Consider the following 14734-nt stretch of genomic DNA (forward strand, 5'->3'; position numbering starts at 1 on the left):
AACACGACCTCTACCGTAATGCAGGCTACGGCAGAGTTCGTGTCCGAATGTCAGACTTGACCCCCGGGGGTTACACCTTGCGCAGGGCTACCGCGTCGACCACGCACAGCGCGGTCATGTTGACGATGCGGCGCACCGTGGCCGACGGCGTCAGGATGTGCACCGGCTTGGCGCAGCCCAGCAGGATGGGGCCGACCGCGATGCCGTTGCCGGCCGCCGTCTTCACCAGGTTGTAGGCGATGTTGGCGGCGTCGATGTTCGGCATCACCAGCAGGTTGGCGTCGCCGGTCAGCGTGGTGCCCGGCATCATCGAGTTGCGCAGCTTGGCGTCGAGCGCGGTGTCGCCGTGCATTTCGCCGTCCACTTCCAGCGACGGGTCCATCTGCCTGACCAGCTCCAGCGCGGCGCGCATCTTCTGCGCCGATTCGCTGTTGGATGAGCCGAAGTTGGAGTGCGACAGCAGCGCCGCGCGCGGCGACAGGCCGAAACGACGCATCTCTTCGGCCGCCATCACGGTGATCGCCGCCAATTCCTTGGCGTTCGGGTTCTCGTTGACGTGGGTGTCGACCATCACCAGCTGGCGCTCGGGCATGATCAGCACGTTCATCGCGGCGTACACGCAGGCGCCGTCGCGCTTGCCCAGCACCTGGTCGATATAGTGCAGGTGCAGCTGGGTGGTGCCGAAGGTGCCGCAGATCATGCCGTCGGCGTCGCCCTTCTTGATCATCATGGCGCCGATCAGCGAGTGGCGGCGGCGCATTTCCAGCTTGGCGTATTCCTGCGTCACGCCTTTGCGCGCGGTCAGCTCGTAGTACGCCTGCCAGTATTCGCGGTAGCGCTCGTCGTGGTCGGGGTTGATGACGTCGAAGTCCACGCCCTGCTTCAGGCGCAGGCCGAACTTGGTGATGCGGGTTTCCAGCACCGCCGGACGGCCGACCAGAATAGGACGGGCCAGCTTTTCGTCGACGATCACCTGCACCGCGCGCAGCACGCGCTCTTCTTCGCCCTCGGCGTAGACGATGCGCTTGAGCTCGTTGGCGGTCTTCTTGGCCACCTGGAACAGCGGCTTCATGAAGGTGCCGCTGCGGTAGACGAACTGCTGCAGGCTGTCGGCGTAGGCTTGCAGGTCCTTGATCGGACGGGTGGCGACTCCCGACTCCTCGGCCGCCTTGGCCACGGCCGGGGCGATCTTGATCAGCAGGCGCGGGTCGAACGGCATCGGGATCAGGTACTCGGGACCGAACGACAGATTGCTGAAGCCGTAGGTGGTGGCGACGATGTCGGACTGCTCGGCGTGGGCCAGCTCGGCGATCGCGTGCACCACGGCGATTTCCATTTCGCGCGTGATGGTGGTGGCGCCGCAGTCGAGCGCGCCGCGGAAGATGTAGGGGAAGCACAACACGTTGTTGACCTGGTTCGGATAGTCCGAACGGCCGGTGCAGATGATGGCGTCGCCGCGCACCGCCTTGACGTCTTCCGGCAGGATTTCCGGGTTGGGATTGGCCAGCGCCAGGATCAGCGGATTGGGCGCCATGGCCTTGACCATGTCCTGCTTCAACACGCCGCCGGCCGACAGGCCGAGGAAGATGTCGGCGTCGCTGATCACTTCGGCCAGGGTGCGGGCCGAGGTTTCGCGGGCGAAGCGCTCCTTGTCCGGGTCCATCAATTCCTTGCGGCCCTTGTAGACCACGCCGGCCAGGTCGGTGACGTAGATGTTTTCCAGCGGGAAGCCGAGGTCGACGATCAGGTCCAGGCAGGCCAACGCGGCCGCGCCGGCGCCCGACACCACCAGCTTGCAGTGGGCGATGTCCTTGCCGACGTACTGGATGCCGTTCATGATGGCGGCGCCGACGATGATGGCGGTGCCGTGCTGGTCGTCGTGGAAGACCGGGATCTTCATCCGCTCGCGCAGCTGGCGCTCAATGTAGAAGCACTCGGGCGCCTTGATGTCTTCCAGGTTGACGCCGCCGAAGGTCGGCTCCAGCGAGGCGATGATGTCGACCAGCTTGTCCGGGTCCAGCTCGTTGATTTCGATGTCGAACACGTCGATGCCGGCGAATTTCTTGAACAGCACGCCCTTGCCTTCCATCACAGGCTTGGCCGCCAGCGGGCCGATATTGCCCAGGCCCAGCACGGCGGTGCCGTTGGTGATGACCGCCACCAGGTTGCCGCGCGCCGTGTATTTATAGGCGTTGGCCGGGTCGATGACGATTTCTTCGCACGGCGCGGCCACGCCCGGCGAGTAGGCCAGGGCCAGGTCGCGCTGGTTGGTCAGTTGCTTGGTCGGCGTGACGCTGATCTTGCCTGGCGTCGGGCACTCGTGGTATTCGAGCGCCGCGAGGCGCAATTGTTGACGAAGTTCTTCTTTTTTATCAGATGACGAATCCATGCTGTGCGGCCTTCCTGTTTGTACTGTCGGAAAGCTTCCGATTTTATCAGACCAATTCTTTCAATTAAGTAGGTATTTTCACCAACAGCTATGACTGATATCAGCATTATTTATGATTCAAGGCAACAAAAACCGAATTTCTGACGTTTTTAGCGGCATTAACCTATCAATAGCTCCAACATAATCAATTTTCCGCACCTATTACTATTTTGTATCGCGCGATGAAATTTGATTGAAATTGCCAATGAGATCACGACCGGGACGGCGCTAAGCTGAACAGGCACCCACTTTCAGGAGATCCGCCATGCCAGCCGTCATGAGCAAGCACACCGGCCTGCCGGCCGCCCGCGACGCCGCGCCCGCCGCCTCCGGCTGGACCCGCCTGCTGGACTGGCAGCGCGACGGCGCCCAGCTGGCCTTCGTCTACAGCCGCTCGCTGGGCGGGCTGATGCAGACCGGCCATGGCAAGCTCTCCCAGTTGAGCGAGCAGGCGCTGACCCTCGAGACGGCCGGCAGCCGGCTGCTGATCCTGCTGGCCGGCGCCAGCTACGAGGCCGGGCCGCAGCTGTTCTTCACGCCCAACCTGCTGGGCCGCTACCAGGTCGACGGCGTGGCGGTCCGGCTGGCCAACCACGACTGGCTGTTCCTGTCGGACCAGAGCATGCCGCCGCACGCCGCGCTGCCCGCCTGACGGCAGGTACAATATCGCATGCTCTCAGAATTCGACCTCATCCAGGAATACTTCCAGCGCCCGCAGCACGCGGCCCGAGCCACGCTCGGCATCGGCGACGATTGCGCCCTGCTCACCCCCACGCCCGGCATGCAGACGGCGATCTCATCCGACATGCTGGTCGAGGGCCGCCACTTCTTTGCCGGCGAAGACGCCACCCGCCTGGGCCACAAGGCGCTGGCGGTCAACCTGTCGGACCTGGCGGCGATGGGCGCGCGTCCGGTCGGCTTCACCCTCGCGCTGGCGCTGCCCTCAGCCGACCGCGACTGGCTGGCCGGCTTTTCCAAGGGCTTGTTCGCGCTGGCCGACGCCTATAACATCGAACTGATCGGCGGCGACACCACCAAGGGCCCGCTCAACATCTGCATCACCGTGTTCGGCGAAGTGCGGCCGGGCCAGGCGCTGCGGCGCGCCGCGGCCCAGCCGGACGACGACATCTGGATCTCCGGCACCTTGGGCGACGCCCGCCTGGCGCTGGCCGGCTACCGGCTGGAACAAACGCTGGACGCCGCCGGCCTGCTGGCGGCCGCCGCGCGCCTGCACACGCCGACGCCGCGCGTGGCGCTGGGCACGCTGCTGGCCGAACAGGGCATCGCCCGCGCGGCGATCGACATCTCCGACGGCCTGGTGGGCGACCTCGGACACATCCTCCAGCAATCGCGGGTGGGCGCCACGCTGGACGTCGACGCGCTGCCGGCCGGCGCCGTGCTGGCCACGCGCGCGACGGCGCTGCGGCGCGCCTACAGCGCCGCCGGCGGCGACGACTACGAACTGTGCTTCACCGCGCCGGCCTCGGCGCGCGCGGCGGTGCTGGCGGCGGCCGCCAGCGTGGCCACCCCGGTCACCCGCGTCGGCCGCATCGAGGCCGCGCCCGGCCTGCGCCTGGTGGACGCCGCCGGCGCCGCGCTCGAGCTGCAACTGCACAGCTTCGATCACTTCACGTCCTGAAGCGCGGTGACGTCCTCGCCCGGCTGCCCCACGCGCAGGCCGCTGCCGTGCATCAGCCAGTAATGGTGGAAGGCCAGGCGGATGTTGTCGCGCAGCTGGGTGTCGTCCCACGGCTTGGTGTAGAAGCGGTAGATGGCGCCGCGGTTGATCGAATCGAGCACCGCGTCCAGCCCGGTGTAGCCGGACAGGATGATGCGTATCGTCTCCGGATACATCTCCTTGACCTTGCTGAGGAACTCGGTGCCGCTCATGCCCGGCATGCGCTGGTCGCACACGATCACCTGCACCGCGTGCAGCGCCAGCAGCTCGAAGCCCTCGCCGGTCGTGGCCGCCGTCAGGATCTGGTAGCCGTCGCGGCGGAACAGCCGGTGCAGCGAGGACAGCACGTTGACGTCGTCGTCGACGATCAGCAGGGTCTGCGCCGGCTGGCCTTCCTGCGCCGGGTCCGGCGGCAGGCAGTGGCCCGACAGCACCAGCGCGCCCATCTCCAGCGGCGCCACCGGCCGGCTGAAGTAGTAACCCTGGATCTCGTCGCAGCGGCTGCGCCGCAGGTATTCCAGCTGGGCGCGCGTCTCCACCCCCTCGGCGATCACCCGCAGCTTCAGGCTGTGCGCCATGCTGATGATGGCCTGGGCGATGGCGGCGTCGTTGGGATTGGTGGTGATGTCGCGCACGAAGGCGATGTCGATCTTCAGCTTGTCGATCGGGAAGCGCTGCAGGTAGGCCAGCGATGAATAACCGGTGCCGAAATCGTCGATCGCCACCTTCACGCCCAGCGCCTTCAGGGCGCTCAACACGCTGATGGTGCGCTCGGTGTTGGTCATCAGCGCGGTCTCGGTCAGCTCCAGCTCCAGCAGCTCGGGCGGGACGTCGTGGCGCAGCAGCGCGCTGCGCACCATCAGCTCCAGGTCGCCCTCGGCGAACTGGCGGCTGGCGACGTTGACCGCCACCCGCACCGGCCCGACGTCGCTGCGCAGCCAGGCGCCGATCTGGCGGCAGGCGGCGTCGATGATCCAGGCGCCGACCCGCACGATCAGGCCGGTATCTTCCAGCACCGGCACGAACTCGGCCGGATACACCAGGCCGCAGCCGGGCCGCTGCCAGCGCAGCAGCGCCTCGGCGCCGGCGATCTCGCCGGTGTGCAGGTTGACCTTGGGCTGGTAGTGCAGCAGCAGTTCGTTGTGCTCGAGCGCGCGGCGCAGCGCCAGCTCCATGTCCAGCCGCGCCAGCACCTGCACGTTCATGCCGGCGGTGAAGAAGCGGTAGCCGTCGCGCCCGGCCTGCTTGGCGCGCTCCATCGCGGTGTCGGCGTACTTGACCAGGGTGTGCGGATCGGTGGCGTCGTCCGGGTACATGGCGATGCCGATGCTGGCGCTGAGCGCGGCCGGATGGCCGTCCAGGTCGAACGGCAGGCGCAGCGCCTCGCGCACTTCGTTGGCCATATGCACCGCGTCCTGCTGGTCGCGCGTCATGGTCAGGATCAGCGCGAACTCGTCGCCGCCCATGCGGCCGACGGTGTCGCGGATGCGCACGCACTGCACCAGCCGGTTGCTGAACTGGCGCAGCAGCTCGTCGCCCAGCGCCGCGCCCAGCGAATCGTTGATGTTCTTGAAGCGGTCCAGCGCGATGAACAGCACCACGATGCGCCACGCCTTTTCCTGCGCCAGCGCGATGGCGTCGGCCAGCGTCTGGAAGAACAGCGTGCGGTTGGGCAGGCCGGTCAGGCTGTCGTAGTGGGCCATGTGCTGCAACAGCTCCTCGGCCTGGCGGCGCTCGCTGATGTCGCGCGCCACGCCCAGCAGGATGGTCGGCTGGCCGGCACGCTGCAACAGCTGCCAGTACAGTTCCACCGGCACCGCGATCAGGTCACGCCGCATCAGATCCAGCTCCAGCAGCTCGGGCGCGCGCGCCGGGCCGAGGGCGGCGGCGAAAGCGATCAAGCGCTCGGCCTGCTCGCATAGCGCGGCCGGCGCGCCCAGGCCGATGCGGCTGGCGGTCTGGCCCAGCATCTCACTGCGCGGATAGCCCAGCATGCGGCAGGCGCCGTCGTTGACGTCGACCAGCTCGGCGCTGCCCGCGTCCAGCAGGAAGATGGCGTCGGTAGTGGCGTCCATGGCGCTGCGGAAGCGTTGCAGCTCGGCGGTGCGCTCGCGCACGGTCTGTTCCAGCAGCGTGTTGTAGCCGCGCGTTTCGCGGTGCAGCAGGCGCACTTCCAGCATGTTGCGGATGCGCGTCAGCACCTCGACCGGGTCGAAGGGCTTGCTGACGAAATCGCGCGCCCCCAGTTCCAGCGCCTTGATCTTGTGGTCGGGCTGGGCGGTGACCACCAGCACCGGCAGCCAGGCCTCGGTTTCCAGCGGGCGGATCGCCTCCATCACGTCGAAGCCGGTCATGCCCGGCATCTGCAGGTCGAGGATGATCAGGTCGTACTGGTGTTCGGCGTGCCGGCCGGCCACCACATACGGATCGGTGGTGGAGCTGACGGCGGTGTAGCCGGTGGACTTGAGCACGAACTCCAGCAATTCCACGTTCACCGGCTGATCGTCGACGATCAGGATGCTGGCGTTGAAGATGTCGGTCTGGCTGATCATGGGATGCGCCTCCGTGCGGTCCCCGATGAGCCGGCATCATGGCCGGTTCGGACCGCTTCCTGTACCTGAGCAAGCTTAACAGTTTGCCCTATGGGCGGCGCACGACTGCGGTGTCTGGGCAGCGGCGACCGGGCTATCCTCTGAGTGTACGCAAGTTCAAATCGGCGGTCTAATGTTTTCTGGCATGTTGCTGTTCAGGCAAAGCAGCGGCGCGGCACTGGCATCGATTGCGAGCTGCATGGTACAGTGGAAGCCAGCCCGCAGATTGCCGCAACAGAAGGAGAACTCCATGCATTCGAACAGCGACACCATCCTCGACCTGGCCGCGCAAGTCGGCAAGTCCCTGCAAGCGAAGGGCCTGATCCTGGCCACGGCCGAATCGTGCACCGGCGGCGGCGTGGCCCAGGCCATCACCGAGATCGCCGGCTCGACCGCCTGGTTCGATTGCGGCTTCGTCACCTATTCCAACGCCTCCAAGACCGAAATGCTGGACGTGTCGGCCGCGCTGATCGCGCAGATGGGCAGCGTGTCCGAAGAGGTGGCGGCGGCCATGGCGAGCGGCGCGCTCGGTGCCAGCAACGCCCATTTGGCGGTCTCGACCACCGGGATCGCCGGCCCCACCGGCGCCGTGCCGGGCAAGCCGGTCGGCACCGTGTGCTTCGGCTGGGCCAACGGCGACACCGTGCACACCGAGCGGCTGGTGTTTGCCGGCGACCGCAAGGCGGTGCGCGAGCAGACCGTCATCCATGCGTTGCAGGGTCTGCTACGGTTTATAGACTGAATGCGGGCTGGCGGTTGCCATCCCGCCACAAAACAATTACTCTCGACGCATTCGAGCGATTCTGGAGTAATTGATGCAAAATTCGGTACATTTTATTCTCCAAGGTAAAGGCGGCATCGGCAAGACCTTGGTGTCGACCATCCTGGCGCAGTGGATCACGGGCAAGGATGTGACGGAAGGGCAGCAGCCGCTGCGCTGCTACGACACCGACCAGGAGAACGCGACCTTCTCGCGCTACAAGGCGATGGACGTCAAGCATGTGCCAGTGATGACCGACAGCCGCACCATCGACCCCAAGCGCTTCGACGCGCTGATGATCGATATCCTGGAAGAGGACGGCAACTGCGTCATCGACAACGGCGCCAACACCTTCTCCCCTTTGATGGGCTACCTGATCGAGAACGACTGCTTCTCGCTGCTGGAAGAGTCTGGCCGCAAGGTCTACATCCACACCATCGTCGGCGGCGGCGACACGCTGCACGACACCGCCATGGGCTTCGTCTCCACCGCCAAATCGACCAAGGTGCCGCTGGTGCTGTGGGAGAACGAGCACTTCGGCCTGCTGCAATCGGCGTCCGGCAAACAGTTCACCGAATCGCAGACCTATGCCGACAACTCGTCGCGCGTGAAGGGCCGCATCGTACTGTCGGCGCGCAACGCCGACACCTTCGGCGCCGACATCAAGAAGATGAACACGGCCCGCCTGACCGCCCAGGAAGTCAAGGAAAGCGACAAGTTCAACCTGATGGAAAAGCAGCGCATCAAGGTGGTGTTCCGCGACCTGTTCGAGCAACTCGACAAAGTGGAGTGGTAAGCCGCCATGGATCAGCAGAAGCTGCGCAGTCTGGTCTTTGAAAAAACCGGCGTCAGGATCGACATCGACGATCCGGTGTTCGCGCTGGTGGCGCTGAACGAGGCGGTGCTGGCCGAGACGGTCGAACGCCACATCGCGCTGATCGACGCCGCCTCGCAGGAACTGGTGCAACATGCCAGGGCTGCCGGCGGCCTGGGCGCGCAGCACGACGCGCCCCGCAAGCCGCTGGTGCTGGACGCCACCAATGAGCCGGCGGCGGTTGCGGCGGTGGCCGGCGACCCGCCATCGGCCTACGCGCCGGCGCCCGCCGCCGGCCCGGTGCGGCTGATCGCCACCCAGGCGCCGGCCATCACGGCGCGCGAGCTGCGGCTGCTGGGCGCGGCCGCCGGCGTCGCCGTGCTCAGCGCGCTGCTGGTGCTCGGCGGCCAGGCGGCCTTCTCCAAGCCGGGGCTGACGGCCGAACAAAGCGCGGCGCTGGCCAGCGCCGACAAACTGAACAAGGCGATCCAGAAGCTGGACCCGAAAGTGCGGGAGCAGCTACAGGCCGAACTGCAAAAATAAGGAAGATGCATGCACTTTGAAGTCCCCAAAGCCAAGACCCTGAAGGAATTCGGTGGCGAATATTTGATGATCGTGATCAGTATCGCGACCGCGCTGGCGCTGGAGCATGGCGTGCAGACGCTGCACCACCGCCAACTGGCGCATGAAGCCGCCGTCAAGATCGACGCCGAAATCCAGACCAATGTCCATGAGCTGGACGAGGCGCTGAACCACAACAACGATCAGCTGAAAAAGATCATGGCGGCGCAAGAGCAGCTGCTGGCCGGCATCAAGGACAAGGTCGACGGCCAGCTCCTGATCAAGCAGGTGACGCAACAGCACAAGCTGGGACTCAGTATCATGTCGCCGTCATTGCGCCGCGAAGCGTGGGAAGTGGCCGTCGCCAGCCAGGCGGTCAGCTGGATGCCGCAGCAACAGCTGGAGCGCTACTCCGGCATCTACGCCAACATGCGCGACGTGCAATCGATCAGCAGCAGCGGCGGCAACAACTTCCTCAATGGCGCGGGCATGCTGAACACGATCAGCGACATACAGATGGGCGAAGGCGATCCCAAGGCCGTCTACCGCGTGCTGTCGCAGATGATCAGCGCCTACTCCAGCACCGACGGCAACCTGCAGGAACTGCGCAACAACCTGGCCAAGTCCGCCAAGGAAGCGCCGCATACCTGAGTCGCGATCAGCCGCCGGCCAGCACGGCCGTCGAGTACGGCGCCAGCACTTGCCAGCCCAGGCTGGCGTACAGCGCGCGGCCGGCCTCGGTCGCCACCAGCAGGCGTTCGGCGTCGCCGGCCTGTGTGTCCAGCGCGGCCATCACGGCGCTGGCCAATCCCTTGCGGCGGTGCCCTTCCATCGTTTCGATGCGGTCGAACACCGCACATCCAGCGTTGAGCACCACGCCGCCCTGCGCCGCCGTCCGGCCGTTGGCGTCGACGTAGCGCACCACATGCGCGCCATATTCCATCGATGTTTGCAGCGTGTAGCCGGCTGGCGCCGCTGCCCACCCGGCCATCGGGCCGGAGCGCTGCATCAGATAGCGGGCCTGCTCTATCGTCCAGCGGGCCGGCAGCGCGCGTCGCAGGGTATCCGTGTCGACCGCCGCCTTCAGGTAGATGCCGGCTTGTTCGATGCGCGCCGCGCAAGCTTGCAATGCCGACCCCGCATCGAGGAACACGTGGCGGCGCAGCTGCTGCGGCCAGCCGACCTCGACGACCAGCCCGCCGCCGTCGCGCCGCGGCAGCGGCAGGCCGCGCGCCAGGCTCCATCCGGCCAGCCAGCGTTCCAGCAGGTCCAGGTCCGGCGCGGGCTTAGGCACGATGGAGGAAGGGCGATTTGCCCAGCAGGGTCAAGGCGTCCTGCACGCGCCGCGCAAACGCGGACGGCTGCATGCGGTCGCCGGATTCCTGGCCGCCGATCAGGCACAAGTGCGCCAGGCGGCCCACCAGGTCCGCATCGACCGAGGCGTCGGTGCGGGTGCGGCAGGCGTTGATGGCGAACGTCAGCCGGGTTTGGTCGACGCGCTGCTGGTAGGCGGCCACCAGCGGGTCGTGGCGGGCCCACGCGCGGATCGCGGTTTCGCGGCCCGGTTGTTTTTCGGCGGCGATCGCCAGGTAGCGTTCCAGCACCTCTTCCAGGCTGCGGCCGGCGGCGGCGTGGGCCAGCATGCGGTCGGCGTAGTCCGCCTCCCACGCGGCCAGCAAGGCGTGGACGAAATCGTTGCGGCTGCGGAAATGGTGGTAGAACGAACCGCGCGTCACGTTCAGGCGGCGCGCCAGGCGCTCGGCCGAGATGCCGGCATCGCCGTCATGGTCCAGGGCGTCGAAGCCCGCTGCAATCCAATGGTCACGCGTCAACACTGGTCTCACTCCGAAAACATACAGACTGTGTATGGTAGCACCGGCGTGGCTAGACTGCGGCTTCCTACCTTCGCTCATGGAGCCGCAATGAAGACCATCGCCCTCGTCGCCTTCGACAACTTCACCGACATCGACCTGTTTTTGATGTGGGACATCCTCGGCCGCAATCGCCACGACTGGCGCGTGCGCATCGTCGGCAAGCAAGGCCGGCTGCGGTCGGCGCACGGCCTGCTGGTGGACACGCACGGCGCGCTGGCCGAGGCCAACCAGGCCGACGTGGTGCTGTTCGCCAGCGGCAAGGAAGGCGTGCCGGCGGCGCTGGCGGACCCGGACTTCATGGGCGCGTTTCAGCTGGACCCGGCGCGGCAGCTGATCGGCTCCATCTGCGGGGGTTCCTTCATCCTGGCGCAACTGGGCTTGCTGCCGGGCCGACGGGCCGCCACCCATCCCGAGGCGCGCGGCGCGTTGCGCGCGGCCGGCGTGGAGCCGGACGAGCGGCCGTTCATGAGCGTCGACAACGTGGCGACGGCCGGCGGCTGCCTGGCCGCCATGTATCTGGTCGGCTGGGTGGTCGAACGCTTGTTCGGCGCGGAGAAAAGCCTGGAAACGCTGCGGCCGGTGCTGCCGGGCGGCCAGTACCAGCTGTACGAAGAAATCATCGTGTCCAGCATCCGCCAAGGCCGGGACGGGAGCGGCGCCTAGGCCAGGCCGGCCAGCAGATGCTCCCACAGCCGCGTGGCGACCGGGCCGTGGGCGATGTCGCGGCGGCGGGCGATCACCAGCTCCAGCTCGCTTTCGCGGAAATGATGTCCGGCGATCGACAGCAGCCTCCCCTGCGCCAGGTCCTCGTCCACCAGGTAGCCTGGCATGTGGCCCCAGCCCATGCCCTGCAAGATCACTTCGCGCTTCATGAACTGGTCGGCGACGGTGCAGCGGCGCGCGCCGTCCACCACGAAGTAGTCGCGCGGCGGGCCGTCGCGCGCGCTGTCGCGGATCATGCATTGCACGTAGGGGCGCATCATCTCGGGCGTGATGGCGGCGTCCAGCGGGAACGCCAGGAAGCCGGGCGCGACCACCGGCACCAGCCTGACGCGCCGCCACGGCCGCGCCTCGAAGCGCATGTCGGCCTGCTCGAGGTGGTGGAAGATCAGGTCGGCCTCGCCGCTGTGCAGCCGCTCCCACGGCCCGGACAGGGCTTCGAAATGCAGGTCCAGGCGGGTCGCCGGACACTGGGCAAAAAACTGCCGCAGCAGGCGCAAGGTGGCCGGCAAGGGACACAGGTCGCCGATCACCACGGACAGCTTGACCTCCTCGCCCTGCGCGATCTGCCGGGCTTGCGTTTCCATCTGGCGGGCGCTGTCGAGCAGCTGCCGGGCCTGTTCGACGAAGGCCTGCCCGGCGGCGGACACGGCAACGCGATAGCCGCTGCGGTCCAGCAGCGCCAGCCCCAATTGCCGCTCCAGGCTGGCAATCGCGGCAAACACGCTGGGATGGGAACGGTGCAGGCGCACCGCCGCCTTTTGGAAGCTGCCCAGCTCGGCCACGGCCAGGAAACATGCCAACTCGTGCAGGGTAAAACCGACAGAGTTCATAAATCCTACAAAGATGGATGGAATTATTCAATTTTATCCGAATGTGTTCTTGCCTACAGTGGTGCTTCCCACATCAACAGGAGAAGCCTCATGCGCGCCATCCACATCGCCCAGTTCGGCGGTCCAGAACAATTGCAACTGATACAGCTGCCCACACCAGCGCCGGCCGACGGCCAGGTGCTGATCCGCGTCAGGGCGTTTGGCCTCAACCGCGCGGAGAGCTATATGCGGCGCGGCCTGTGGGGCGAGGTCGCCAGGGTGACGGGCATCGAGTGCGTCGGCGAGGTGGCCGGCGCGCCCGGCACCGATTTGCGGCCGGGCCAGAAGGTCGCCGCCATCATGGGCGGCATGGGCCGCAGCATCAATGGCAGCTATGCCGAGTATGTATGCGTCCCCGCCAGCAACGTTGTGCCGCTGCGCTCGTCGTTGCCGTGGGCCGAGCTGGCCGCCATCCCGGAATCGTATGCGACCGCCTGGGCCTGCCTGCACGACAACCTCGAACTGCGGCCCGGACAGACCTTGCTGATACGCGGCGCCAGCTCCGCGCTGGGCCAGGCGGCCAGCAATATCGCGGCTCACCTGGGGGCGCGGGTGATCGCCACCACGCGCCGCCCGGCACTGCTCGAAAGCGTGCTGAAGAAGAACGGCGCGCGCGACATCGTCGAAGAGCGGCCCAGCGTGGCGGACGCCGTGCGCGCGATTGCGCCCGGGGGCGTCGACGCGGTGCTCGACCTGATCGGCAACACCACCCTGCTCGATTCGCTGGCGCTGGCGGCGCGGCAGGGCCGCGTTTGCCAGGCGGGCTTCCTCGGCGGGCTGGAAGCGCTCGGCAATTTCCTGCCGCTGCAGCACCTGCCGCCGCGCGTACAGCTGAGCTTTTTCGGCAGCTTCGCGTTTGGCACGCCAGGGTTCGAGCTGGACCGGGTGCCCTTGCAGGACATCGTCGAGCGGGTGGAACTGGGCCAGTACCACGCCCGTCCCGCCGAGGTGTTTGCCTTTGACGACATCGCGCAAGCCCACCGCTACCTCGACGCCGGCGCCGGCCTGGGCAAGGCGGTGGTGCAACTCGGCCAGTAGCCTGGACCGCAGTTCCATGCTAACATGTGAACACCTATTCACTTGTTAGCATTATGAGTTGCCAACACGACTATTCCGTTTGCGATCCCGCGATTGCCCAGTTGGCCGATCTGTTCCATCTGCTGGGCGATCCGACGCGCCTGCGCATCGTGCTGGCCTGCGTGACGGCGCCGATCGCCGTCAGCGACATCGCCTCCTCGTTGGAGCTGAGCAGTTCGCTGGTCAGCCACCACTTGCGTTTGCTGCGCGCGGCGCGCATCGTCAAGTCTGAGCGCCAGGGCAAACAAGTGTTCTATTCCGCCGCCGACGCCCACATCAGCGGCGTACTCAACGATATGCTCGAACATATCGCCGAACCTTCCAACGGGAACGAAGCATGAGCAAGCACCACGACCATCACGACCACGACCACCATGACCACGACCACGGCCATGACCACGCGCCGGCCAAGGCCAAGGCGTGCAGCCACGACCACGATCACGGCCACGGCCACGGCGGCCACCATCACCACCACGGCGACCCGAACACCATGGGCCGCGCCTTCGCCATCGCCATCGTGCTCAACACGGTGTTCGTGGCGATCGAATTCTTCTACGGCTTCCTGGCCAACTCCACCGCGCTGATGGCCGACGCCGGCCACAACCTGTCCGACGTGCTGGGCCTGATGCTGGCCTGGGGCGCGGCCATCCTGGCCAAGCGCACGCCGAACGGCCGCTACACCTACGGCCTGCGCAGCACCTCGATGCTGGCGGCGTTGTTCAATTCCATGCTGCTGATGGCGGCCTGCGGCGGCATCGCCTGGGAAGCGGTGCAGCAACTGGTGCACCCGGAACCCGTGGCCGGCCTGACCGTCTCGGTGGTGGCTGGCGTGGGCATCCTGGTCAACGGCTTCTCGGCGTGGTTGTTCATGTCCGGCAGCAAGGACGACATCAACATCCGCGGCGCCTATCTGCATATGGCGGCCGATGCCGCCATCTCGCTGGGCGTGCTGGTGGCCGGCGTGATCGTGCGCTACTCCGGCTGGAACTGGCTGGACCCGCTGGTCAGCATGATCATCGTCGCCATCATCGTCTGGAGCACCTGGTCGCTGCTGAAGCAATCAATGCGCATGATGCTGGCCGCCGTGCCGGACAACCTGGACCACGCCGACGTCGAACAATTCCTGCGCGCCCAGCCCGGCGTGACGGACGTGCACGACCTGCACATCTGGTCGATGAGCACCACCGAGAACGCGCTGACGGCGCAGCTGGTGACGCCGGCCGGCCATCCGGGCGACGCCGCGATGGACGCCATCAGCGCGCAGCTGAAGGAGGAATTCTCCATCAACCACAGCACGCTGCAAGTGCGGCTGGGCACCACCGCGCACGAGTGCAGCCTGCAGGAGCAGCCGCACTAAGC

At 66.6% G+C, this 14734-nt stretch carries 15 protein-coding genes; 10 read left to right on the plus strand and 5 right to left on the minus strand.

The window, feature by feature from the left end:
• Positions 1–70 precede the first annotated feature (70 nt).
• Entirely contained in the window at positions 71–2389 is a 2319-nt protein-coding gene (locus AC07OK_RS04155; protein ID WP_494689094.1) for an NADP-dependent malic enzyme, read from the minus strand.
• Positions 2390–2693: 304 nt separating this feature from the next.
• On the opposite strand from AC07OK_RS04155, the gene AC07OK_RS04160 reads away from it, so the two are divergent.
• Both AC07OK_RS04160 and thiL read left to right on the plus strand, forming a co-directional pair.
• Positions 2694–3080, plus strand: a complete 387-nt coding sequence (locus AC07OK_RS04160) for a hypothetical protein (protein WP_494689095.1) — start codon at positions 2694–2696, stop codon at positions 3078–3080.
• An 18-nt stretch (positions 3081–3098) separates the two neighbouring features.
• Positions 3099–4067: a thiamine-phosphate kinase gene (thiL, locus tag AC07OK_RS04165; RefSeq protein ID WP_494689096.1), complete on the plus strand. Its 969-nt coding sequence runs from the start codon at positions 3099–3101 to the stop codon at positions 4065–4067.
• On the opposite strand, the gene AC07OK_RS04170 is transcribed toward thiL, so the two are convergent.
• The gene (locus AC07OK_RS04170) at positions 4052–6658 is read right to left on the minus strand and encodes an EAL domain-containing protein (protein WP_494689097.1); all 2607 of its coding nucleotides are present in this window, start codon (positions 6656–6658) and stop codon (positions 4052–4054) included. The two genes, thiL and AC07OK_RS04170, sit on opposite strands and share 16 nt — an antisense overlap.
• A 289-nt stretch (positions 6659–6947) precedes the next feature.
• Here AC07OK_RS04170 and AC07OK_RS04175 point away from each other — a divergent pair, with 289 nt between their 5' ends.
• From AC07OK_RS04175 to AC07OK_RS04190, 4 genes are all read left to right on the plus strand, one after another.
• Entirely contained in the window at positions 6948–7439 is a 492-nt protein-coding gene (locus tag AC07OK_RS04175) for a CinA family protein (RefSeq protein ID WP_494689098.1), read from the plus strand.
• Between the two features lie 73 nt (positions 7440–7512).
• On the plus strand, positions 7513–8253 hold the full coding sequence (locus AC07OK_RS04180; RefSeq protein WP_494689099.1) for a P-loop NTPase family protein: 741 nt from the start codon (positions 7513–7515) through the stop codon (positions 8251–8253).
• 6 nt (positions 8254–8259) lie between these two features.
• Positions 8260–8814 carry a hypothetical protein gene (locus AC07OK_RS04185; RefSeq protein ID WP_494689100.1) on the plus strand — a complete coding sequence of 185 codons (555 nt, stop codon included), beginning with the start codon at positions 8260–8262 and terminating at the stop codon, positions 8812–8814.
• 9 nt (positions 8815–8823) lie between these two features.
• Positions 8824–9483, plus strand: coding sequence for a hypothetical protein (locus tag AC07OK_RS04190; protein ID WP_494689101.1), 660 nt, complete (start codon positions 8824–8826; stop codon positions 9481–9483).
• Between the two features lie 7 nt (positions 9484–9490).
• Here the strand turns inward: AC07OK_RS04190 and AC07OK_RS04195 are convergent, their stop codons facing one another.
• Both AC07OK_RS04195 and AC07OK_RS04200 read right to left on the minus strand, forming a co-directional pair.
• A complete protein-coding gene (locus AC07OK_RS04195; RefSeq protein WP_494689102.1) occupies positions 9491–10126 on the minus strand; it encodes a GNAT family N-acetyltransferase in 636 nt (211 codons plus the stop codon).
• Positions 10119–10664: a TetR/AcrR family transcriptional regulator gene (locus AC07OK_RS04200; protein WP_229225210.1), complete on the minus strand. Its 546-nt coding sequence runs from the start codon at positions 10662–10664 to the stop codon at positions 10119–10121. Before AC07OK_RS04200 ends, AC07OK_RS04195 begins: the two co-directional genes overlap by 8 nt.
• Before the next feature lie 90 nt (positions 10665–10754).
• Between AC07OK_RS04200 and AC07OK_RS04205 the strand changes: the two genes are divergently transcribed.
• Complete coding sequence (locus AC07OK_RS04205) at positions 10755–11369, plus strand: DJ-1/PfpI family protein (protein ID WP_494689103.1); 615 nt, start codon at positions 10755–10757, stop codon at positions 11367–11369.
• Here the strand turns inward: AC07OK_RS04205 and AC07OK_RS04210 are convergent.
• The gene (locus AC07OK_RS04210; protein ID WP_494689104.1) at positions 11366–12259 is read right to left on the minus strand and encodes a LysR family transcriptional regulator; all 894 of its coding nucleotides are present in this window, start codon (positions 12257–12259) and stop codon (positions 11366–11368) included. The genes AC07OK_RS04205 and AC07OK_RS04210 overlap by 4 nt on opposite strands.
• Before the next feature lie 90 nt (positions 12260–12349).
• Here AC07OK_RS04210 and AC07OK_RS04215 point away from each other — a divergent pair, with 90 nt between their 5' ends.
• Genes AC07OK_RS04215 through AC07OK_RS04225 form a run of 3 tightly spaced genes read left to right on the plus strand, consistent with a single transcriptional unit; the run spans position 12350 to position 14732 of the window.
• Positions 12350–13336, plus strand: a complete 987-nt coding sequence (locus AC07OK_RS04215) for a zinc-binding dehydrogenase (protein ID WP_494689105.1) — start codon at positions 12350–12352, stop codon at positions 13334–13336.
• A 53-nt stretch (positions 13337–13389) separates the two neighbouring features.
• A complete protein-coding gene (locus AC07OK_RS04220; protein ID WP_020700974.1) occupies positions 13390–13716 on the plus strand; it encodes an ArsR/SmtB family transcription factor in 327 nt (108 codons plus the stop codon).
• Positions 13713–14732, plus strand: a complete 1020-nt coding sequence (locus tag AC07OK_RS04225) for a cation diffusion facilitator family transporter (RefSeq protein ID WP_494689106.1) — start codon at positions 13713–13715, stop codon at positions 14730–14732. The genes AC07OK_RS04220 and AC07OK_RS04225 overlap by 4 nt, the downstream gene beginning before the upstream one ends.
• Positions 14733–14734: the final 2 nt, after the last annotated feature.

Source organism: Duganella sp. GW821-FHT07G03 (assembly GCF_059418605.1).

Bases quoted from the DNA above. Each gene is read 5' to 3' on its own strand.
- AC07OK_RS04155 (WP_494689094.1), bottom strand. From the start codon at position 2,389: ATGGATTCGTCATCTGATAAAAAAGAAGAACTTCGTCAACAATTGCGC.
- AC07OK_RS04160 (WP_494689095.1), top strand. From the start codon at position 2,694: ATGCCAGCCGTCATGAGCAAGCACACCGGCCTGCCGGCCGCCCGCGAC.
- thiL (WP_494689096.1), top strand. From the start codon at position 3,099: ATGCTCTCAGAATTCGACCTCATCCAGGAATACTTCCAGCGCCCGCAG.
- AC07OK_RS04170 (WP_494689097.1), bottom strand. From the start codon at position 6,658: ATGATCAGCCAGACCGACATCTTCAACGCCAGCATCCTGATCGTCGAC.
- AC07OK_RS04175 (WP_494689098.1), top strand. From the start codon at position 6,948: ATGCATTCGAACAGCGACACCATCCTCGACCTGGCCGCGCAAGTCGGC.
- AC07OK_RS04180 (WP_494689099.1), top strand. From the start codon at position 7,513: ATGCAAAATTCGGTACATTTTATTCTCCAAGGTAAAGGCGGCATCGGC.
- AC07OK_RS04185 (WP_494689100.1), top strand. From the start codon at position 8,260: ATGGATCAGCAGAAGCTGCGCAGTCTGGTCTTTGAAAAAACCGGCGTC.
- AC07OK_RS04190 (WP_494689101.1), top strand. From the start codon at position 8,824: ATGCACTTTGAAGTCCCCAAAGCCAAGACCCTGAAGGAATTCGGTGGC.
- AC07OK_RS04205 (WP_494689103.1), top strand. From the start codon at position 10,755: ATGAAGACCATCGCCCTCGTCGCCTTCGACAACTTCACCGACATCGAC.
- AC07OK_RS04210 (WP_494689104.1), bottom strand. From the start codon at position 12,259: ATGAACTCTGTCGGTTTTACCCTGCACGAGTTGGCATGTTTCCTGGCC.
- AC07OK_RS04215 (WP_494689105.1), top strand. From the start codon at position 12,350: ATGCGCGCCATCCACATCGCCCAGTTCGGCGGTCCAGAACAATTGCAA.
- AC07OK_RS04220 (WP_020700974.1), top strand. From the start codon at position 13,390: ATGAGTTGCCAACACGACTATTCCGTTTGCGATCCCGCGATTGCCCAG.
- AC07OK_RS04225 (WP_494689106.1), top strand. From the start codon at position 13,713: ATGAGCAAGCACCACGACCATCACGACCACGACCACCATGACCACGAC.